The organism is Marinifilum breve (assembly GCF_003202155.1).
Classification (GTDB): Bacteria; Bacteroidota; Bacteroidia; order Bacteroidales; family Marinifilaceae; genus Marinifilum; species Marinifilum breve.
The window spans coordinates 239,873-261,283 of the sequence record NZ_QFLI01000007.1 but is presented as its reverse complement, the minus strand read 5'-3'; the positions used below and the strand labels follow the sequence as shown (position 1 = coordinate 261,283).

Here is a 21,411-nt window from a genome sequence, read left to right as displayed (position 1 = left end):
AGTGTTTTTTATCTTTTTTTTGGAAAAAATATCTTCCAGATCCCTCGTTAAATCTTAAAAAACTATAAATCTTTCAGATAGAAGGAAAAGATCAATCGAAAAAAATTAATTTTACATTTACTGGAATTTAAAATCATCAGTTGATGTAATTCTCTAAGTATTTTCTATTTTTGTTATGTAAAACCAAATTGACTTTTAACAATGAAGAAGTTTCTTAAAATTTTTGGAGGAATTGTAGTTTTCCTTTTAGCGCTATTAATTATACTGCCTTACTTTTTTAAAGATCAGATATTTGAAAAGGTAAAAGCTGAAATTGATAACACTGTTGATGCAAAAGTAGAAATTGGAGATTTGTCTCTATCTATGCTTAAAAACTTCCCTAATCTTTACATTGAATTGCAAAATGTAAGTGTAGTGGGTAAAAATGAATTTGCATCTGATACATTGGCTTTTGTAGGTAGACTCTATACTGCTGTAGATTTATCTTCAGCTTTATCAGGCTCGCAGATTAAAGTTGGTGCGATTGTTTTGGCAGATTCGAAAGTGAATGCGAAAGTTTTAGAAACAGGAAAGGCCAATTGGGACATTGTAAAGACAACAGGCGAAGAAGTTGTGGAGGAAGAATCTGGAGAAGCTTCTGATTTTAAAGTAATTTTTGATGAGGTTAGAATAGAGAATTTCAGATTGTTATATGACGATGCCACTCTGAAAGCTACTTTCGCGGTGAATGACCTGGATTTAAATCTAAGTGGTGATTTCTCTGCTAAAGAAACCAATTTAAATGTAGCAACTACTTTAACAGGCATTAGCTTCGATTTTGAAGGAGCAAGGTACTTGAACAATGCAAATATGAATTTAACTGCTGATCTTGCAGCGGATTTGGAAAATATGGTCTTTAAATTCATGAAAAACCAACTAGGAATTAATGATCTGCATTTTGGTATTGATGGTCAGCTTGGCATGCTTGAGGATGGATATAGTATGGATCTTAAATTAAATGCTGAGAAGACAGATTTCAAATCCTTGTTGGCCATGGTTCCTGACGTATTTAAATCTGATTTGGAAGGTCTGGAAACCTCAGGAGAATTTGAACTAAATGCTTTTGCAAAAGGCGAATTCAAAGAAGAATCATATCCTGCTTTTGGAGCCAAATTGAAGATAGGCAAAGCGAGTTTAAAATATGCTGATTTACCAGAGTCAGTTCAGAATATTCAAATTGATGCTCAAGTAAATCATCCGGGTGGTGAATTGGATTTGCTTACAACGGATGTAAACAAATTCCATTTTGAGGTAGCTAACAATCCTTTTGATGCAGAATTACATGTCAAAAATCCAATGACTGATCCTCTTTTAAGTGGCTTCTTTAAAGGAATTGTTGATTTTGAAAAGATTAAGCATGCCATTCCTATGGACAGCGTAAAAATTGCTGGGATGGTAAATTCAGATGTGGTTTTTAAAGGGCGTTATTCAGTAATTGAGAAAGAGGAGTTTGAGAAATTTATGGCAAAAGGAAGTGTTGTTTTGAATGATTTTGTATTTACAACACCTGATTTTCCTCAAGGGGTTAAAATTATAAAATCAGTTCTTGACTTTACTCCACGTTACATTAGTCTTAACTCTTTCGATTCCAGAATTGGAAAATCAGATGTTCAGTTGAAGGGAAAAATAGAGAATTACATTCCTTATGCAATGAAAGGTAAGGTTCTTAAAGGCAACTTTAATATGAGTTCGAAAATGATGGATTTGAACGAATTCATGACAGAATCTGAGGAAGCTGAAAATTCGACAGATACAGTTCCATTGTCGGTTATCGAGGTTCCTGCAAATCTTGATTTACGATTAAGCTCTAACTTTAATACCATTCGTTTTGATAACATGGACATTAAGGATGTGAAAGGATTAATTGTGGTAAAGAATGCATCAGCCAGACTTACCAACCTTTCTATGAATATGCTTAAAGGTAACATGACCATGAATGGAATGTACAAAACTGTTGATGTGACCAAACCAGAAATCGATTTTGGTTTGGATATCAATAATTTTGACATCAACAATGCATATCATTCACTAAGTATGATTAAGCAAATGATGCCAATAGCCATGAATTGTGAAGGAAAGGTTTCGTCGGATATGAATATTACTGGTTTACTTGATGCAGAGATGAATCCAATTCCAGCGAGTTTAAATGGTAAAGGATCTTTACATTCTCGTAAAATCTTGATTAAGGAAAATAAAGCTTTTGATGCATTGGCTGCAGCTTTAAAGAACGATGAGTACAAAAGAATTTCGGTTACTCAATTCGATATGGAATTTGAAATCACAAATGGGAATGTGCTTGTGAAGCCATTTACGACTAATGTAGCAGGCAATCCTGCGACCATATATGGAACACAATCGGTAGATGGGAAGCTTGATTTTACCATGGATATGAAATTGCCAAAAGAAGATTTGGGTAGTGATATTAATAAAATGTTTGCCCAAGTTCCAGGTCTTGAAAATGTGCCTGCTTTTGATGTTGCAGTTAAAATTACAGGAACAGTTGATAATCCGGTGGTGAAACCTGATTTAAGCAAGGTAATTAAGCAGGCTCAAAAAGCAATTGCAAAAGAGCTGGAAAGAAAAGCTAAGAAGGAATTAGAGAAAAAAGGGAAAGATCTTCTTAGGAAACTATTTAAGTAGATATAAATTTTTTGGATATAAAAGCGGGTAATCATTTCGATTATCCGCTTTTTTTGAGGCATAATTTGCTTCATATGAGAAACTTTTAAAGTCAATAAGCGTAATTAAGTACTATTAGTTTAATATTTATAAAACTGCTATTGACTTATGAAACTACCTAAATTAGCTTTATGGTATATTGCTGTCATTTGTGTAGGCATGTGTTTAAATTCATGCATGGATACTGATAAAAATGATATTATTGATCCATCAGAAGAAACCGGTAAGTATGTCGACTTTGATTTTAAAACAGTCAAAGAGTACACCGTGAATGTTCTAACCACAAATCAAAACAATAAGGCATTCGAAGGTGTTTATTTAGAAATTTTTAGTTCCAATCCTTTGGATGATGCCGGTATTGTTAAACCTTCCTCTGAGAAAATAAGATTATTCAAAGGAGTAAGCAACGATGATGGAGAAGTAAAATGTAAAGTTAATCCTGCCGCAAGTGTGGATAGTCTTTATATTTTAAGCTACCAAGTTGGTTTACCAAGAATAACAGGTGTTGCATTAACCGATGAAATGGTGGATGTGGAAATTGGAATAAATGCTCAAACCAAAAGCAATGTAGAATCTCGAATTAAAGTTGCAGAGGTTCCCAATGTTGAGCAAGTGAATAACTATTATATTTTAGGTTCTTGGCAAAATAATGGGAGTCCAAACTATTTAGAAGCTGAAAACGACGTATTGGATGACGATTTTTTAAGAGATATCAATGCCTCTTTGCCTGAAGGAAATCCTCTTACCCAAACGCATCCACAATATTTAACCAATAGCGATGATGCAAATGTTGTTTTAATTGATGATGCGGAAGTATGGGTAACCTTTGTGCACGAAGGAGCAGGTTGGAAAAATTCTTTAGGGTATTACACTTATCCAAATGATAATCCTCCTCAATCTGTAAATGATATTGAAGACTTAACGATTATCTATCCAAACGTTTCTTATGAGGAAAGTGTTTTGAAATCTGGAAACAAGGTTCAACTTCTGTATTTGGATAAAGAAAACAATGAATATACCTCGGTATTTCCTGCCAATAGAACTGTGGGATGGTTTTTGATAGCGAATGGATGGAATAGAAATTCGAGTAGTATAGGTAATGGCTCATATGTTCATTATTCAAATATCAATCTTAATATTGAGAATAACGAAGATCTGCAAAAACACAATGTATTACTTTATGACGAAGCAAGAGAGTTGTTGGTTTTAGGTTTTGAAGATATTGCCAGAAATTCATCCTCATGTGACAATGATTTTAACGATGCGATTTTTTATACAACGGTTAGTCCATTTACCGCTGTAAAAACCGATGATTATCAGCCAATAGATACTCCTATAGATACTGATCAGGATGGCGTGAATGATAATTTTGACGATTATCCAGAAGATCCAACCAAAGCATTTAATAACTTTTATGTGGCAGAAGGTGAGTTTGGAACTTTAGCATTCGAAGATCTTTGGCCAAGTAAAGGAGATTATGACTTTAATGATTTGGTAGTTGCTTATAACTTTAATCAAATAACCAATTCAGATAACAATGTGGTAGAGCTACAAGCTAAATTACAAGTTAGAGCAGTTGGGGCATCTTTTAAAAATGCATTTGGTTTTTCTTTAAATATTCAGCCTAATTTAATAAACTCGGTCACAGGACAGGAGATAACAGAGGATTTTTTAAGTATTGCGTCAAATGGAACGGAGAATGGCCAATCAAAGGCAACAATTATTTGTTTCGACAATCCATATAATATAACTGAATTCCCTGGTGGTGGTTTTGGTGTCAATGTAACTCCTTCTGCTCCTTATTCTGAGCCAGAAACAATGGATTTGGTTGTAAAATTAACAGAACCAATTAACTTCGATGACTTTGGAACTCCTCCATATAATCCATTTATTATAGTTAATCAAAATAGGGATAAGGAAATTCACTTACCAAATAATGCACCAACTGATTTGGCTGATATATCTCGACTTGGGACTTATGATGACGACTCTAATGTAGATGCAGATAAATATTACATTTCCGATCATTTCCTACCTTGGGCGATTAATTTACCTGTAGCATTCGATTATCCTATTGAAAAGAAGAGTATTCTTAATGCTTACAATCATTTTGATACTTGGGCTACTAGTAAAGGAGAACAAAATAAAGATTGGTATATGAATGAGAGTGGATACAGAAATTCGAGCAATATTTATTCTAAATAGTCTTAAAGTAAATAGTAATTTAAAGAGGCCTGTATCGGGTCTCTTTTTTTATGATTTTAGTGCAATAAAAAAGGACGGCAACCACTCCGTCCTTTTTCATATTCACTTTAAAACCTGAACTTTCCATGGAAAATTCGTTGGCAATATATGAATAAATTTAAAACAGAACAATAAAAAGATTAAAAAAAATTAAACAAAGTATTATCAAATGGATTAGAAATCATATTGATAAGAACTGTAAAAAGAGGCATAATTGGAGAGGGGTAAAATACAAAAGAGGATGGTAACCACTCCATCCTCTTCTATCTATTCACTTTAAACCTTAAAAACGGAAATCGTTTTGCATGTTCTACGCCGTATGTTTCCAAAAGGTTCTAAAAAAAGTGGTATTTTAATTCATTCCAAATAATATTATAGGCGAAATTTCAATAATTCCGACATGGTTTTGTAATATTCATGCTCAATTTCAAGGTAAGTGTCAACACTTTCGTAATAGTAAATGTTTTCTGTAAGGTACTCAATACTTGATATTTCTCCATGTGTTAAAGCCTTTTGCAAAAGAGTGTCGTAATCTTTTTCATTAAAAATTGCTTCATACTCTTTCAAACTTTCCTCGAGGTTCAAAAAGTTTCGAAAAAGTTTCAAAAATTTATTTTCCAGCTCCATTTTACCAATTAAATACTCTTCTCTACTAAATTGTTCTAACAACCTCGCCCTTTTAACTTTATTCTTATTTTCCCACAATGGAATGCTAAGTCCAAGTTTTATTCCATTGGCTTGCTGCATGACATCCGAATTTAAATAGCGATATCCAATGCTAAACTTTGGTAGCGAATTTGTTTTTACAAGTGAAGTCTCTTTTGCAGAGATTTCCTCCTTTGTACTTAAAAGCTTTAATTGTGGATCTGCACTTAAGGATTGGGTTAACAAATCTTTCATTTCCTGATTAATACTCATCAAAGGATATTCGAGCAATTTAAATTCAATTTGCTTACCACCATTTAGCTTGGTGAGGTCATCAGAAAGGTTTGATACCTTAGTATTGATCATTTTTAGCTGATTTGCGGTATTCAAACGAAGCATCTTAATTTTATTGGCTTCAAGAATGGTTGCATCACCTTCTGCTAATCTTTTTTGGAACAAGTCATCTAAGCTTTCAGAGCTGATCAATCTGGATTCGAGTTCGGCTTTTTGCTTGTTGTAATAAATCAGATTGATGCAAAGTAATTTTGCTTCCAACAAGATGTCCTGTCTCGATTTTGCTTTGTAATTCTCCGTATTAGCAATTTGTGCCTTTTTGATCTGATTCTTGTAAAGATAACTAGTTGGAAAATCAAAGCTTTGACTCAACAAAATTTCATATGGCTTTCCTTCTTCAGATGAAAAGCTTTTTTCCCATTCCAGTTCTGGATTAGCCAAATTGGTTTGTGATTTAAAACCAAGATTCTGCGCTTCAAAAAACTGTTTATTTGCTTTCAATACAGGATTGTTTTTCTCAATTGCAGAAAGTACATCCTGAACAGTATTCTGAGCCTTTGTGGAAAGGCCCAGAATTGATATCATGATTACGAATATAACTCTATTCATCTTCTTGTTTTTTCTTGTTTAACACCAAATAAACGATCGGAATAACATAGATATTCAGTAGGGTAGAGGTAAGTAGACCACCCAATATCACAACAGCCATTGGACTTTGAATTTCATTTCCAGGCTGATCGCTTGCCAAAGCCATTGGAATTAAGGCCAAGGCAGCTGTTAATGCCGTCATTAGAATTGGACTTAATCGGTTCACCGATCCATTTAAAATGATCTCTTTCAGTTGTAAGCCTTTATCTTTTAAGCTCTGATAATTGGATATCAGAAGAATTCCATTTCTGGTTGCAATACCAAATAAAGTAATGAAACCAATAATAGCAGGAATACTTAACATGCCTGAAGTAAAGAAAATAGTAAATACTCCACCAATTAGTGCCAAAGGAAGGTTTAGCATGATAATTCCAGCCAATTGGGAACTTCTAAACTCCTGAAATAATAGTAGGAAGATTATCAACAAACTGAAAATTGAAGCAATCATTAAAACTCTTGATGCTTTTGCTTCACTTTCGAATTGCCCTCCATATTCAATGCGGTATCCTTCTGGTAGTTTAATGTTTTCATCAACACTCTTTTGAATGTCAGCTACAATACCACTTAAATCTCTATCGGCAACATTAGCCGAAACAACCAGCTTACGTTGTACATTTTCCCTGCTGATTGTATTAGGTCCTGACAAAGATTGAATATCTGCCACATAACTGAATGGTACTTTCTTTCCATCCCAGGTATCGATTAGTGCATTTCTTATGGCTTCAATGCTTCCGCGATTCTCTTCGTTGTATTTCACAACCAAATCGAAAGCCCTGATTCCTTCAAACACATCAGAAACCTTAGCGCCACCAAAAGCTACATGAATAAACTCCGAAAACTGGGTAATAGAAATGCCATACTTTGCCAGCATATCTCTTCTAGGTTTAATTCTTACCTGAGGAATTTCTACCTGCTGTTCAACGTTTACATCTACAACGCCATCAATAGGAGAAATAGATGCTTTAATTTGATTTGCAGTTTGAAACATCAGATTCAAATCATCACCGAACATCTTTATTGCAATATTGGCTTTTGTACCCGATAGTATGTGATCAATTCTATGGCCTAAAGGTTGACCAATGGCAAAGTTTACGCCCTGGATTTGATTCAACTTCTCGCGAACTTCTTGTAGAAATTCCGATTTGTTGCGATCGGTTAAAGTAAAAGGAACTTCAATTTCAGAGGTATTTACACCAAATGAGTGCTCGTCTAATTCTGAGCGACCAGTTCGTCTTGCTGTCAAACGAACTTCAGGAATGGTTAAAAGTGCTTCTTCCGCCAATACCTTAACTTTATTTGATTCCTCAAGAGAAATTCCTGGTTTGGTAATGGCAGTAATCGTTAAAGATCCTTCATTAAAATCAGGCAGGAAGTTACGCCCAAGGTTTGTTAAAGTAATGATAGAAGCTATAAACAAAATTCCAGCTCCACTTAATATCAACTTTTTATGATTTAGTGCTCTTTGAAGAGAACTCTCATATCCTTTATTTAAGCGAGACACCAACCAACTCTCTTTACTTTTTTTGTCGAGCATTTTATCGCTTGTAAGCATAAAACTACACAAAACAGGAGTTAGTGTTATGGCTACAATCAAAGAAGCAAATAAGGCAACGATAAATGCGATACCAAGAGGTTGTAGCATTCGTCCTTCCATTCCGCTAAGGAAGAAAAGAGGTAAAAATGCAGCAATGATAATAAAGGTTGCATTAATGATGGATGAACGAATCTCGCAAGAAGCATCGTAAACTACTATTAAAGGATTTTTACGTTCTTCTTTTGGCAGAAGATGATTTTGTCTCAATCGCTTGTAAACATTTTCCACATCGATAATGGCATCATCTACCAAATCACCAATGGCAATCGCCATCCCTCCAAGTGTCATGGTATTAATAGTAATTCCTAAAAACTTAAGGGTAATTACTGTTACCAATAAGGAAATAGGAATCGCCAACAAAGAAATCATTGTTGTTCTGTAATTCATCAAGAACAGGAAAAGAATCACAATTACAAAAACAGATCCTTCCAATAAAGCTTTTTGTACATTACCAATGGATGAATTGATAAAATCCGCTTGACGGAAAATGTGTGTATTTACATTTACACCTTCAGGAAGAGATTTTGTCAATTCCTCTATCGAAGCATCAAGTTTTTCGGTTAGTTTTAATGTATTAACACCAGGTTGTTTTTTAACGGTTAGCAAAACCGACTGCTTGGCATTAATGGTTCCCAATCCAATTTTTGGAGCAGCTGCAGCTTTAACTTCAGCAATGTCGCTAATTCGAATGGGAACATTCTTGTACATTTTAACAACCGAATTACCTAGTTCTTCAAAATCAGAAGTTCTCGCAATTCCCCTAATGTTGTATTGATTTCCATACTCGTTAATAAATCCCCCAGCTGAATTTTGATTTGTTGCTTCAGCCGCTTTCATCAACTCATCGATACTTACATTGTAGTATCTCATTTTTTGAGGATTGGCAAGAATCTGATATTGTTTGTATTCACCACCAATCACAACAACCTGAGCAACGCCATTAATGGCAAGCAAATGTGGCCTTATGGTCCAGTCGGCAATGGTTCTCAACTCCATAGGATCAACATTGTCCGATTGAAGACCAACCATTAATACTTCTCCCATAATTGAGGATTGAGGTGCAAGAGTTGGGTTACCCGCACCTTCGGGTAACATCTCCGACAAAGGCATTAGTTTCTCACTAACAATTTGTCTGGCATTGTAAATATCAGTTCCCCATTCAAACTCAATCCAAACAATCGAGAATCCTGCTGATGAAGATGAGCGTAATCTTCTAACATCAGTGGCTCCATTTACGGCTGTTTCTATAGGAAAAGTAACAAGCTTTTCTACTTCTTCCGGCGCCATACCATGAGCCTCGGTCATAACAACTACTGTAGGTGCTGTTAAATCCGGAAACACATCTACATCCATATTTAGTGTGGTGTAACTACCTCCAATAATGAGTAAGGCAGAAACAAACATCACAAGAATGCGATTGTGCAATGCATATTGTATGATTTTATTTAACACAATGTATCGTTTTAAATTCTTAAATCAGTTTGAACTAGCTTTCTAATGTTCGTGAGAATGAGCTGGTAATGATCCTGCAAGAGAAGCAAGTTTCACAAAATAAGCACCTTCGCTCACCACTCTTTCTCCCGCATGAAGTCCTTTAAGGATTTCTACCTCACGACCATTGTCGGCACCAATTGTGATAAATCTTTTCTCAAAGCTTTCTCCTCCAGTTTGTACAAACACATACTTCAAGCCCTGATCCTCAAGAATTGCTGACTTTTCTATATGCAATACATTCTTGGCATTTTCAGATTTTAGGTAAACCTCCACAAATGATCCTGAATATAGTTCAGGAGTTAAATCCAATTCGAAAAACAATGGTGTTGTGTAATCTTCCTCATGGATATCTTTTCCATAAGCTATCATTCTGCCATTTAACTCTTCGGTGCTAAATACCTTATCGCGATAAGGAAGTTTAAAGTTTGCTGATTTGATATGAGCGAGCTCTTTTAAATGCTTCTGGTAAACAACAGCTTTCAGCATCAATTTAGAACCTTGATCTACTTTGGCAAGTACAGTGCCTTTTTCAACATATTGGCCTTCGTTCACATAAACATTACAAACAAATCCGTTTACAGGAGATAGAATGGAAAGTCCATTTGCATTGTAGTTTTTGTTGATGCTGTTGAATTTTACCTTGGCATTTTCATAAGCCGATTTAGCCTCTAAAAATGTTTTTTCTGTAACAATTTTATCTTCTCGCAAAGTACTTGCTCTATCAAATTCTGCTTTGGTCTTTTCAAGTTCCAGTTTTGCTTCGGTATACAAGGTAGATAAATTGTTTCCAGCCAATTCTTTTCCAGTAATGGTAAATAATGGCGTATTCTTCACAATTGTTTTACCTGCAACAATATCGGTGGAACTAAAATGAACAACACCACTGGTTTTAGCAACCACTTGTTTCTCCATATTTACAGCCGGTTGCAATGTTCCGGTTGTTTTAATAATGTTTTGGAAGCTTGAATTTTTAACGGTTGAAGTTGCAAAATCAATTTTCCAGGCTTGTTCTTTTAAAAAGCTAATTTCATTATCACTTGATGATTCTTGATCAGCTGCATTATCTGCTTCTTCATGGTCCTTATAGACAGGAATGTTTTTAGCAACGAACTTTTCTTTGCCATATTTCGAATTTACTTCAAATACCAAAGTAGCTGAGCCTGGTTTTTTAGGCATCAATGCAGGTGAAAAAATACCATCTCTGGCAGGTGAATTTACTGTACTTGAGTAACCTTTTCCTCTTACCATTAAAATGACTTTAACACTTCCTTCTGTGTAAGGTTTGTAGGTTTTCAGGTTGGTTAAATGTGTTGTAAACTTTGAAACATGATCCAACATGAGTTTTGGAAACTCTACGAATAACTCCGTATTCTCGTTGTACAAGGTTAGACTCATTGTTGAATGATCCTCTTCGCCATGTGCAGCGTGAGTATCTGGTCCATGTGCATGTCCTCCATGATCGTGCCCATGCGAATTGTTATTTGGTTTACATGCTATTAAAAATGATAAGGCTAAGCTTATCCATATATATCGTTTCATCTGGTTAAATTTTATTTTTTTGCTAGATGGAACTCTCGATGAATTTAACCATTCTAGTAAGTATATTTTAGAATGCTAAAATTCATGTTCGTTTCATTTTTCTCTTTCTTGTATTTATAACTCAAAATTTCATTAGCTGATTCGGAGTTTACTTTCTCCGAATCAGCATTAATGATTAATGTTTGTGTCCGTGATCATGGTCGTGATCGTGGTCATGTCCATGGTCATGATCGTGGCCTTCTTCGTGCTTGGTGCTATCTACATCAAATTCTTCTTGATGATGAGCATCATTATCATGAGAGTGAGTATGAGTTCCATCTCCATGATCATGACCGTGTTCGTGATCATGTCCTTCATGAGAATGGATTTCTTCTTTTTTCTCTGATTTTTTACCTGCATTACCACATGAGGTAAACACTAGTCCACAAATAGATAGGACAAATAATAATTTTTTCATTGGATTGAAATTTGAGTTAGGTTGTAGGTGCCACGTGGCAATTCACGATAGAATACCAAGTGAAATCTCTACAACTTTTGTTATAAATGATATGTATACAATGCGTATGTTTATGTGATTTTATTGTACTATAATATATAAAAAATATTGTACAATAATATCAATGCAACTTAAATAAGTTGTTGAATTTCAGTCTTAGGCTAAGAATGAATTGGGCGGACCTCTCCTGTGAGGAATGAACCTGAGCGGTTCTGGAGTTAATTGTTGATTGCGTAATTTAAAGCTTTGAAGCTTTTGAGTTTCTTCACAATCCAACTGAATGTTGTCCGATTGTAAAAATACCTTGTAGACATTATCTTTCTGAACTCTGTTATGAGTTAGAATACAACATGTTTCAGCATTTGCTTCATGAGAATGGTTCCAATGAATACCATTGTGTTGGTGTGTGTTGGTATGCGCATGTCCATGTGTATGATGATGAACCTGTATTACCGAAACATGATGATGATTATCAATCTGGTGTAGATGATGATTATGAGGAATGATATCATGCGCTAACAACACCAACATTGGCATTATCATCACTAAGCACAAAATATAATTTTTTAAATTCCTCATTTACAAAAATGTTTGGGACAAATATAAATTATCAAAAATAGAAATACAATACCTATATCATATGATTATGATTTCTCTAACAAAAAATCCATGAAAATCACTTCATGGATTTGGTTGAAATAAAATCATTTAGATGCTAATATAACTCATGACTAATTTTACCTTCAAGTTTCTTAGCCGGATTTCCTACATAAACTCCCCACTCATCAGTTTTTTGTTTGGTTAAGCTTGCACCCATAGCAAGCAAAGTACCTTGTGCCAAATGCGAATAATCGCGGATGGTTGCATTAACGCCAAAAAAACAATGCGATTCTATGGTGCAGTGTCCCGACATTACAACATGCGATGTAAAAAATACATGATCTTTTATTTCTCCATGATGCCCTATGTGATTGCCACTCCAAAGAACTACGTTATTGCCTATGTTGGTGAAAGGTTGTAAGGTGTTATCCTCAAGAATAAAACAGTTTTCACCAATATCATTGCCACATACCGTTGCCTTTGAACTGATGTATGAAATGTATTCATAGCCTTTTTCTTTTCCTGCCAGGTATACCTTTTCTCGTAACTGATTCATGTTCCGGCCTGTCATAGGTGCAAACAATTTAAATTGGCTTGGCGGATATTTATCTTCCAAATTCTCGAAAGCAACCACTGGCAGTCCTTTGAAGGTATCTTCTTTTAAATATTCTTGATTTACTGTGAAGGCAACTACATCGTGCTCGCTGTCGTTCTCTAGATACCAATGAGCCAATTCGGCAGTATCTAGTATTCCGAAAATAATAACTTTAGCCATGGTGGAAATTGTTTTAGGTGAATGATTCAGATAATTTGTGATAACATACAATAGTTTGTGAATATTGTAGATTATTTTGTTACCCTATTTAAATTACTGAATATCACAATGCAAAGCAAATTTGTTTTTGTGCGATTCGGAATAGGTACTTGGAAAAGCGTACATAAAAAATCATGGTTAATATAGGTAAACACAACAGTAATAAAAGTGGCGGTGCTCTGCACCTAGGCAAACATTTTAATACTCAAACTATAAAGATTACGCAGCTCTGCTGCTATTCAAGAGAATATGGATTGAACATTAGCTCGGTGCGGAGCACCATAATATTTGTAGATAGATGATTTAACAGATACAAAGGTACAGCGTACCGTAACTCTATGGCTTAAAAAAAGGCCGCAGACTCTTCTGCGACCTTTTCATTTTTTCGTGTATGTAAGCTTATGATTCTTTGCTACATTCTTTTTTGCAATCACCTTTACATTCTGTTTTTGCTTCTGCTTTGTGGTGGTCACATTCTCCAGAACACTTCTTTTCAGCAGTTGCCTCTGAAGAACATTTAGAAGCACACTCAGTTTTTGCTCCGTGAGTACATCCATTAGCACATCCTTTTTCAAGATCTGCACTTGCTTCAGTTTTTTCTTTTGAACAACAAGCTTTTTCTTCAGCGTTAGCAGTTTTGGTTTTGTTACCACAAGAGCTTAGTACGAATCCGCAGATTGCGATTGCAAATAATAGTTTTTTCATTTTTCTGATCTATTTAATAAATAATAATTTCCCCGTTGTTTAACGAAGCGTGAATATATCTGTTATTTGTGTGTTTTGCAAGCTCAGCAAAAAAACAGATTTGTTAAAAAAGTTTTAACTCATTTCTCTTTGAGAAGCGTTCTTATATGGAGGAACGGCAATGAAAATATAATTAAAATCAACCTAAAAGCTTGACATATAAATATAAAAGTGCTAAATTGGTGTGTTGCATAATAAAAAATGATGCGTTAAATGCATCAAGATTTGTATTAATCTTAAAGAAATTTTTTGTTTTTTCAGTAAAACTGCGGAAAGTAGAAAGAATGAATGAAAAAGTAACAAGAATGAATACGTAAGTAAGAAGAATGAACGAGAAAGTAGAAGGAATGAATGTGTAAGTAGGAAGAATGAACGAGAAAGTAGAAGGAATGAATGCGTAAGTAGGAAGAATGAATGAAAAAGTAACAAGAATGAATGCGTAAGTAGGAAGAATGAACGTGTAAGTAGAAGGAATGAATGAATAAGCAGGAAATTGAATTGTGGAGTTGAGATTTATTAAGGAGGAGGATGAAACAAGTTTAAAAGGAAAGAATTGTTTAACCAACTAAATAATAATAATCAAACAAAAAAAGTCATGCCAAGTTATTTTAAATTTAGAAGAGAAGAATTACCAGTTGTAGGCGATCTAATGTTGAGCTTATTTCAACGTGATAGAGCGAAATTTGAAGAATTTTCACCAAAATACAACGATGAATTCATTGCTTCTGTTAGTGCGCAAATTCACAAAGTACAGGATTTAACTACCACCCAATCCCTAACCGGGGAAATTAAAACCATAACGAGCGAATTGTATCAGAGTTTAGACGATATGCTTCCTAAACTTGACAGATTGGCAAGCTATGTGCAGTCTGCAAACAAATCTCTTGTGGTTAAGTATGCTGATTTTGGCATTCGTGAAGCCAAAAAAGATTTAAGAAAAAGAAATGTAGAAGCTTATTGTGCTCAACAAAAAGTAATTGAGCAGAATATTGCCAAAAACCTAGAGCAACTTAAAGCGGAAGGCTACAAGGAAGAGTTCGGTCTTGAAATTAAAAATGAGACCAATGCCATTTATGAGAAAAATCTGTTGCAAGAGAATAAATTAAGGGAACGCAAAGAGCATGTTGCCAATAATGCAGGAGAATTTGATGTACTTTGGAAAATGTTAGCAGACATTTCGAGAAAAGGAAAGGTTGTTATGGCTCATGATAAGCAGAAAGCTGAAGAGTACATGTTTACCCATATCATTAAAAAAGTACGAAACATCCCAGTAAAGAAGAAACCAGTTGTAATTGCTCCTCCGGTTGTAACTGAGCCAGCCAAAGAAAAAGAAGAACCTCAAATAGAAAATGTTGAGTCGTAAATAAAATTCAAAAAAATATGTGAGAGACTTTAATTCGGTTTAAGGTCTCTTTCTTATTCTGTTTGTGAAAGCAGAATCAATCAATTAACTAAATCACAAAACAAATGAGACAATTAAAAAAATTAAGCTTGATTTCGATTTGCCTGTTAGTAGGTTTTATTGCAAACGGTCAAATTCAATGGATGGATTCTTTTGAAGATGCGAAGGTGATTGCTAAAGAACAAAACAAATTAATAGTAGTTGATTGTTGGGCCACTTGGTGCGGTCCGTGTTTAAAGATGGATGATGATGTTTGGGAAAAAGAAGATATGGAGGCATACGCTGCAAAATATGTGTTTGTAAAACTGGATTTAAGTAATGGTTTTTCAAACCCGGATTTTATGGTAAAAGCTATCCCTAAGATATTTATTACTGATGCATGGAAAAATGAATTCGAGTCGATTACAGGATATCAATCGTTAAAGCAGATGGAAAATTTGCTTAATGCTTACAGTTTTTCGTTAGAAGATCTTTATAAGTCTACAGAGGAATTCGAGAACGACAATGATAATGTTGATAAGGCAGTAAGCTTGGCAATGTGTTACCAGGAAAAAAGTACTATGGCTGAAAGTACGGCAGCAAAACCTCTTAAATACAAGAGCCGAATGTGTTTTAAGCAGGCTGAAAAATTATTAAAAAAATCGAAGAATCAGGATTTAACCCAAAAAGTACAGATATTATCATGCTTAAATAAAAGTGGAAAGAAGGCTTTGAAAGTTTTGAATTCTTGTAAACCTAGCAACAAAGAGAATGAAAATTTGAAAGCAGCCTTATTGGCTAGAATTTATCTGTCTTTGGAGCAAGTTGATAATGCCAAAGAGCAATATGCAAAAATTAAAGACTACCAATTGCCGTATTATGATTTTATAGCAACGGAAAGAAAGCAGTTGCAGTAGATTTGCAGAAAGTGTATTTGAAAATATTAATGAGCAAAAAATAAGTGTATCTCTAACATGAAAGGGATACACTTATTAAAAAATTGTGATTCATTAGAATCATCTGGTCACACGACCCACATTGGTCATTACTTTCTGAAGGCATAGTTGTATTCTTTGTTGTTCGAAACTAAACGTACTTTGTATTCTCCTTCAGGTAAAGCTGTAACATTAAACTTCTTTGAAAAAGTTGGTGCTGATGTATAAGACTCTTCGAAAACTTCATTGCCTAATGCATCAGTAATTGATAGGTTGAAGGTCTTGTTCTCAAACGCCAGGTAACTTACAAATAAGTCGTTGTTTTCAGATCTGAAAAAAGTTTTTTCAGCAACTTCAATGTTATCTTCAACTTTAAGTTTGTTTCCTTCAATAACGAATTCTTTTTCAACTTTTTCTTCTGTACCGATTAATACAATCTTGTATAAACCATCTTCCAAGTAAGAAAAGTCAAATAGCTTCTGATCGGTAGTTGCGCTGTTTACTTTTTTCGAGTAGTATAAGTTTCCTTCTCTATCGTAGATCTTCATTTTTAATGTCGATTCAGTAGGGTTGATGATAGAAACGATAGATAAATCTGTATCCAAATATGGATTGATTTTAATGTTACCAGTGGCAAAAGCTGAACTAGCGCCTAAGAATAGTAATGCTCCCAATACGATTCCTTTAAGATTTACATTTTTTGTTCTCATTGTAATTAAAATTTATAATTAAAAGTTAAATAAATCAGCTGTTGTTTTTTCTCTCATGCTGATATTGTAAATCTATGTATTATTCGTAGAAATGATCTAAATAAAATCCTAGAAAAGTGCAGAAATAACAAAAAAGTGAACTTATAACGGTTGCGGAAACTCCCGAAATTGTTTGCGTTACATAGATTTAATAAAGAATTTTGTCATTATTAACATGATTTGGATGTTTCGTATGTTTATGATAACGTTTACGGAATTTTCGAAAAAGGGGCAAAACGTCATTTTTTCGACTGAGCTCCGAAAAAAGTGATCAAAATTGACAGAAAACCCAGCTTTAAAAATGCTCATTTGAATCATTAAAATTTCATTTTCGATTCTTTTTGAAGAATATTTTAGGCTCTATTTGATTTATAGTAGATGTTACTTTCAGATCAATGCAGAAAGTGAAAGCCATGCGGCTTGAGCAAAGTAAAGCTAATAGTATGATTCATTTAATTGCCTACAATAATTCCATTATTAAACCATATTTTTAATCGAACTCAGATTACTATTTTAGGCTGATACCACTCATCGATGAATATATTTCATCAATCCTTTTGATTGCTGATTGGTATTGAACTATTTTTGAAGCAAAATTTTACAAATATGCGAATCAAATTTTATGCACAGACAAAAGGAAGTCTGCATAATAAGATTTTGTGCTTGATGGGCATTGGAAGGACAAGCTACTTTACGAAGAAAACTTTTAGAAAGAAGGGGAAGCTGAGAACTTGTTCGAAGATCACCCCTCCGCACTTAAAGTTTTCAAGTAGAAGAAGATTGTTCTTACACGCCCTAGATTCCTTGTTTACTTTCTCATCAATGGAGAAAGTAAAAGCCTTCCGGCTTGAGGAAAAAGGCATATAAGTAGCTTTCAAACTATAATTCGCATATCATATTAATAGATGTTTAAAAATTAAAATGGTATTATGAACTACCAAAACTTAATAGACTTTTCAGTTCATCCTTCCGATGTAGATCGATTCGATAACAAATGGGAGGGATTAAAAGAATATATCAATACACAAGAATTAGATGGAGTAGAGTTATTAATAGGATATGATCAGCCGTCTGATGAAATTCCCAAGGAAGTAGTAAAATCAATTCATTTGCCTTTTTGGGTAACATGGTTGGATGTTTGGCGAAAAGGAGAGGAGGCCGCAAAATATTATTTCCCGGATGTAGACAATGATTACTTACAATTTTGTTGCGGAGGGAAAAATGCATCTGAAATGGTGCAAACGCAAAAGAAGTTGTGGGAGCATGCAAGTCTACTTAATCCAGCACATGCAGTAATACATGCTGCCCATGTAGAGTTAGATCATGCCTTTTCTCGCGATTTTACTTATAAGAACACCGAGGTTAGTGCTAACTTGGCAGAGATGCTAAATCGTACAGCTCAGGAATTCACCGATGGCGAACCTCCGGTTACTTTGGCAATTGAAAACTTGTGGTGGCCAGGTTTAGATTTACTATTCCCAGCAGAGGTAGATGATTTTGCAGGAAGATTAGAGTTCAGCAATTGGAATGTTTTGTTGGATACAGGGCATTTAATGAATACCAATCCAGCGCTGCGTTGCGAGGATGAAGCCATCGATTTTGTTTTGGATAGAATTTCCAGACTATCGAAAGATGTGCAAGACAAAATTAAAAGTTTGCATCTAAATTGCAGTTTGTCGGGAGAGTATCAGTTAAAGCAGTTGCAAAATGGCTTTCCACAAGACTGGGAAACACTAAGTCATCGCGAAAAATATTCAGTAGCTCGTAATCATGTTTTGCAAATCGATCAGCATTTGCCTTTTCAAACCGAACGAGTGAAAGAAATTATAGCAGAAGTACAACCTGAAATTGTGGTTCATGAATTCATCACAAAAGACATGGATGAGTTTACAAGCAAATTAGAAGTACAGCGAAATAATTTATTGTAGGGACACGCCAAGGCGTGTCCTTTTTTTATTTTTTAACGCGGGTCCACGTATTATATATGCATCCCGAATAATCTTTTCCTGGAGCAGCCAATTCAAAACCTTCTTTAAATGTGTTTTCATCCACAATTTCAAAAGTAATTCTTGCTCTAAAACCTTTAGGAACATTTTCTACAGCCTCTGTTTCAAAAACAAATATACCTTCTTTTGAATTGTCTAATACATATTGATTTACATATCCTTCTATATTGAATTGGCGGTAAATGATTTTCTTTCTAAATCCATCGTAACTAATGTATCCTTTATCGATATGTAATTCACCTTCAGGATATTTTTCACTTGGTTCAAACTTGGTTTCAACATTTAATGTAATGTATCGACCATTCATTTCTTTAGCAAAAGATTGCTTTCCAATTCCTTTTCCTGCTTTTCCAGTTGTTTCACTTTCCCAATTACCCATAAAATATTCTAAACAAGAGAAGTGTTCTGGTAGCTGGTGATCTTGTGCATTTCCTATAAATGGAATAAAAAGCAATACGAATAGTAGTTTTTTCATACTTGTTGGTTTGAATTATTTAGAATGAGAAAGATACTATTTTTTAGATTTCGTTGAGTTTTAGCTTGTTTAATTAATTGACATTGCAGGTAATTCTCCGTAAATTCTTGTTTATTTTATAATTAGGAGGATTTAAAAATGGAGTTATCACTTTACGAAAGACTGGGAGGTAGTGAAGGAATTACAAAAATAGCTAGTGATGCCTTAGATTTACATCTAAAACATCCTGCTATTGCAACGCGTTATTCAAAGAGCAACATTCCTGAATTAAAAAAAGCAGCAGCTAACTTTTTTATTATGGGCACCGGTGGTCCTAATGTTTATGAGGGCAAGGACATGTTAACCACCCACAAAGGAATGAATATTAGCGATGTAGAATTTAATGCTGTTATTGATGACATATTGCAGGCGCTCGAAATGAACAATGTTGGGCAAAAAGAGAAAGAAGAAGTTCTTTTCGTTCTTTATAGTATGAAGAAAGAAATTGTGGCGGTTTAAAAAAATCATACTGAAAGTATTTTTATAAAGAGATTAGATCCTCCATGATTTGATCTCTTTTTTTATGAATTCTAGCAATATTCAATTGTTCTATAACTTATTTTTATTTCCAAAATATTGCATAGCTTTGCAACAATTGGGTTTCCTAGTTTAGAGGAATGAAAAGGGAATCTGGTGAGAGACCAGAACTGTCCCCGCAGCCGTAATCCTTTCTTAAGAAAGTTAAGTCGGAATACCTGCCTAATTAATGAAACTATTTCGTGACTTCGGGGAACTGAGTAACGAGAGTATAATTTTGAGAATTGTATTTTCTTATCATCCTTCCCCACAATAATTTGTGGAAGAAATGAACTTATTAAAAACGATCGGCCTAAACGTGTTGCTTCTGACTGTTTTAGGTTTTGTTGCATGTCAATCAGGAGAGCAAAAAAAGCAGACTTCACAAAATTCGGAATCCGGTGTTGCTGATAAGGCTTTTTATCATCAAACAAAACTGAAGTATGCAAAGGGATTCGAAATCAATATTCTTGATAATAATTTAAAGGAGCTGATTGTTTGGGACCCTTGGAACGAAGGCAAGGTTTTTCAGAAGTATTACCTTAAAAACAGGGGAGAAAAATTTGAGGGTGAGCTTCCCAATGATGGTTTATTTGTTGAAGTTCCTGTAAAAAGTATTGCAGCACTTTCCAGCACTCAAATCGGAATTTTAAAATTCTTAGGTGTAGAGGATAAAATTGTAGCTGTTTCTTTACCGAATAGGATTTACGACGAGGAAATTGACAAGAGAGCTAAAGCTGGTAAAATTCAGGCTGTGGGTCATGCTGAAACTTTAAATTTCGAAAAGATTGTTGAAATCGATCCTGATTTGGTGATGGTGGCCGGTTTTATGAAGATTACCGATAGAGAAACCAAGTTAATGCAAGCCGGATTACCTGTTGCCTATAATATAGAATGGATGGAAGCTTCACCTTTGGCTCGCGCCGAATGGGCAAAGTTTATTGCTGCCTTTTTTAATAAAGAAGCTGAAGCCGAGCAGCATTTCGATGAGGTTGAAAAAAGATACAATGATTTAAAATCAATTGTAACTACCGTTAAGAATAAACCTACAATTCTTTCAGGATATAATTTTAAAGGCACTTGGTACATGCCAGGAGGACAATCTTACCTTGCTCAATTTCTTAGAGATGGGAAGGCAGATTACTGTTGGTTTTCGGATAGTACAAGCGGAAGCATGCCTTTAAGTTTTGAAACGGTGTTCGATAAACAACATGATGCCGATATTTGGTTTGGTCCGGGACAGTGTCGCACCATAAAAGATCTGGAGAATTTGGATGATAGATATACATTGTTTGACTCCTACAAAACAAAGCAGGTATATTGTTATACCAAAAGAATGAAGGAAAGTGGTGCTAATGATTGGTTTGAATCCGGTGTTATGCAGCCTGATGTGGTATTTAAGGATGTGATTAAAATTTTACATCCAGAATTGTTACCAGACTATGAATTGCATTTTTATCAGAAATTGAATTAACAGAAC

At 34.6% G+C, this 21,411-nt stretch carries 16 protein-coding genes and 1 riboswitch; of the genes, 7 read left to right on the top strand and 9 right to left on the bottom strand.

Annotation, left to right across the window (positions count from 1 at the left end; translation table 11 throughout):
- Window positions 1–201 precede the first annotated feature (201 nt).
- A complete protein-coding gene (locus tag DF185_RS16225; RefSeq protein WP_110361811.1) occupies window positions 202–2,679 on the top strand; it encodes an AsmA-like C-terminal region-containing protein in 2,478 nt (825 codons plus the stop codon).
- A 147-nt stretch (window positions 2,680–2,826) separates the two neighbouring features.
- Window positions 2,827–4,923, top strand: coding sequence for an LruC domain-containing protein (locus tag DF185_RS16220; RefSeq protein WP_110361810.1), 2,097 nt, complete (start codon window positions 2,827–2,829; stop codon window positions 4,921–4,923).
- A 411-nt stretch (window positions 4,924–5,334) separates the two neighbouring features.
- Here DF185_RS16220 and DF185_RS16215 read toward each other — a convergent pair whose 3' ends face one another.
- The 7 genes from DF185_RS16215 to DF185_RS16190 all read right to left on the bottom strand — a co-directional run bounded on the left by DF185_RS16215 (window position 5,335) and on the right by DF185_RS16190 (window position 13,791).
- Window positions 5,335–6,510 (bottom strand): TolC family protein, encoded by a 1,176-nt coding sequence (locus tag DF185_RS16215; RefSeq protein ID WP_110361809.1) that lies wholly within the window; start codon window positions 6,508–6,510, stop codon window positions 5,335–5,337.
- The gene (locus DF185_RS16210; RefSeq protein WP_110361808.1) at window positions 6,503–9,595 is read right to left on the bottom strand and encodes an efflux RND transporter permease subunit; all 3,093 of its coding nucleotides are present in this window, start codon (window positions 9,593–9,595) and stop codon (window positions 6,503–6,505) included. The genes DF185_RS16215 and DF185_RS16210 overlap by 8 nt, the downstream gene beginning before the upstream one ends.
- A gap of 42 nt (window positions 9,596–9,637) precedes the next feature.
- Window positions 9,638–11,176, bottom strand: coding sequence for an efflux RND transporter periplasmic adaptor subunit (locus DF185_RS16205; protein WP_110361807.1), 1,539 nt, complete (start codon window positions 11,174–11,176; stop codon window positions 9,638–9,640).
- 175 nt (window positions 11,177–11,351) lie between these two features.
- On the bottom strand, window positions 11,352–11,594 hold the full coding sequence (locus DF185_RS16200) for a hypothetical protein (protein ID WP_133250062.1): 243 nt from the start codon (window positions 11,592–11,594) through the stop codon (window positions 11,352–11,354).
- Window positions 11,595–11,828: 234 nt separating this feature from the next.
- Window positions 11,829–12,251, bottom strand: a complete 423-nt coding sequence (locus DF185_RS23500) for a hypothetical protein (RefSeq protein ID WP_133250061.1) — start codon at window positions 12,249–12,251, stop codon at window positions 11,829–11,831.
- Between the two features lie 136 nt (window positions 12,252–12,387).
- Complete coding sequence (locus tag DF185_RS16195; protein WP_110361805.1) at window positions 12,388–13,047, bottom strand: acetyltransferase; 660 nt, start codon at window positions 13,045–13,047, stop codon at window positions 12,388–12,390.
- Between the two features lie 438 nt (window positions 13,048–13,485).
- The gene (locus DF185_RS16190; RefSeq protein ID WP_110361804.1) at window positions 13,486–13,791 is read right to left on the bottom strand and encodes a hypothetical protein; all 306 of its coding nucleotides are present in this window, start codon (window positions 13,789–13,791) and stop codon (window positions 13,486–13,488) included.
- A gap of 634 nt (window positions 13,792–14,425) precedes the next feature.
- Between DF185_RS16190 and DF185_RS16185 the strand changes: the two genes are divergently transcribed.
- Together DF185_RS16185 and DF185_RS16180 are read left to right on the top strand one after the other, a co-directional pair.
- On the top strand, window positions 14,426–15,193 hold the full coding sequence (locus tag DF185_RS16185; RefSeq protein WP_110361803.1) for a hypothetical protein: 768 nt from the start codon (window positions 14,426–14,428) through the stop codon (window positions 15,191–15,193).
- Between the two features lie 104 nt (window positions 15,194–15,297).
- Entirely contained in the window at window positions 15,298–16,128 is an 831-nt protein-coding gene (locus DF185_RS16180; protein WP_110361802.1) for a thioredoxin family protein, read from the top strand.
- Window positions 16,129–16,256: 128 nt separating this feature from the next.
- On the opposite strand, the gene DF185_RS16175 is transcribed toward DF185_RS16180, so the two are convergent.
- Complete coding sequence (locus DF185_RS16175; RefSeq protein ID WP_110361801.1) at window positions 16,257–16,856, bottom strand: T9SS type A sorting domain-containing protein; 600 nt, start codon at window positions 16,854–16,856, stop codon at window positions 16,257–16,259.
- Window positions 16,857–17,824: 968 nt separating this feature from the next.
- On the opposite strand from DF185_RS16175, the gene DF185_RS16170 reads away from it, so the two are divergent.
- Window positions 17,825–18,823, top strand: a complete 999-nt coding sequence (locus DF185_RS16170; protein ID WP_110361800.1) for an apurinic/apyrimidinic endonuclease family protein — start codon at window positions 17,825–17,827, stop codon at window positions 18,821–18,823.
- 25 nt (window positions 18,824–18,848) lie between these two features.
- Here DF185_RS16170 and DF185_RS16165 read toward each other — a convergent pair whose 3' ends face one another.
- On the bottom strand, window positions 18,849–19,376 hold the full coding sequence (locus DF185_RS16165) for a hypothetical protein (protein ID WP_110361799.1): 528 nt from the start codon (window positions 19,374–19,376) through the stop codon (window positions 18,849–18,851).
- Window positions 19,377–19,514: 138 nt separating this feature from the next.
- Between DF185_RS16165 and DF185_RS16160 the strand changes: the two genes are divergently transcribed.
- Together DF185_RS16160 and DF185_RS16155 are read left to right on the top strand one after the other, a co-directional pair.
- On the top strand, window positions 19,515–19,874 hold the full coding sequence (locus DF185_RS16160; RefSeq protein ID WP_110361798.1) for a group I truncated hemoglobin: 360 nt from the start codon (window positions 19,515–19,517) through the stop codon (window positions 19,872–19,874).
- A gap of 121 nt (window positions 19,875–19,995) precedes the next feature.
- A riboswitch (cobalamin riboswitch) is annotated at window positions 19,996–20,132 on the top strand.
- 88 nt (window positions 20,133–20,220) lie between these two features.
- On the top strand, window positions 20,221–21,405 hold the full coding sequence (locus tag DF185_RS16155; protein WP_133250060.1) for an ABC transporter substrate-binding protein: 1,185 nt from the start codon (window positions 20,221–20,223) through the stop codon (window positions 21,403–21,405).
- Window positions 21,406–21,411 lie beyond the last annotated feature (6 nt).

Bases quoted from the DNA above. Each gene is read 5' to 3' on its own strand.
- DF185_RS16155 (WP_133250060.1), top strand. From the start codon at position 20,221: ATGAACTTATTAAAAACGATCGGCCTAAACGTGTTGCTTCTGACTGTT.
- DF185_RS16190 (WP_110361804.1), bottom strand. From the start codon at position 13,791: ATGAAAAAACTATTATTTGCAATCGCAATCTGCGGATTCGTACTAAGC.
- DF185_RS16215 (WP_110361809.1), bottom strand. From the start codon at position 6,510: ATGAATAGAGTTATATTCGTAATCATGATATCAATTCTGGGCCTTTCC.
- DF185_RS16180 (WP_110361802.1), top strand. From the start codon at position 15,298: ATGAGACAATTAAAAAAATTAAGCTTGATTTCGATTTGCCTGTTAGTA.
- DF185_RS16220 (WP_110361810.1), top strand. From the start codon at position 2,827: ATGAAACTACCTAAATTAGCTTTATGGTATATTGCTGTCATTTGTGTA.
- DF185_RS16185 (WP_110361803.1), top strand. From the start codon at position 14,426: ATGCCAAGTTATTTTAAATTTAGAAGAGAAGAATTACCAGTTGTAGGC.
- DF185_RS16165 (WP_110361799.1), bottom strand. From the start codon at position 19,376: ATGAAAAAACTACTATTCGTATTGCTTTTTATTCCATTTATAGGAAAT.
- DF185_RS16170 (WP_110361800.1), top strand. From the start codon at position 17,825: ATGAACTACCAAAACTTAATAGACTTTTCAGTTCATCCTTCCGATGTA.
- DF185_RS16225 (WP_110361811.1), top strand. From the start codon at position 202: ATGAAGAAGTTTCTTAAAATTTTTGGAGGAATTGTAGTTTTCCTTTTA.
- DF185_RS16175 (WP_110361801.1), bottom strand. From the start codon at position 16,856: ATGAGAACAAAAAATGTAAATCTTAAAGGAATCGTATTGGGAGCATTA.
- DF185_RS16160 (WP_110361798.1), top strand. From the start codon at position 19,515: ATGGAGTTATCACTTTACGAAAGACTGGGAGGTAGTGAAGGAATTACA.
- DF185_RS16205 (WP_110361807.1), bottom strand. From the start codon at position 11,176: ATGAAACGATATATATGGATAAGCTTAGCCTTATCATTTTTAATAGCA.
- DF185_RS16195 (WP_110361805.1), bottom strand. From the start codon at position 13,047: ATGGCTAAAGTTATTATTTTCGGAATACTAGATACTGCCGAATTGGCT.
- DF185_RS23500 (WP_133250061.1), bottom strand. From the start codon at position 12,251: ATGAGGAATTTAAAAAATTATATTTTGTGCTTAGTGATGATAATGCCA.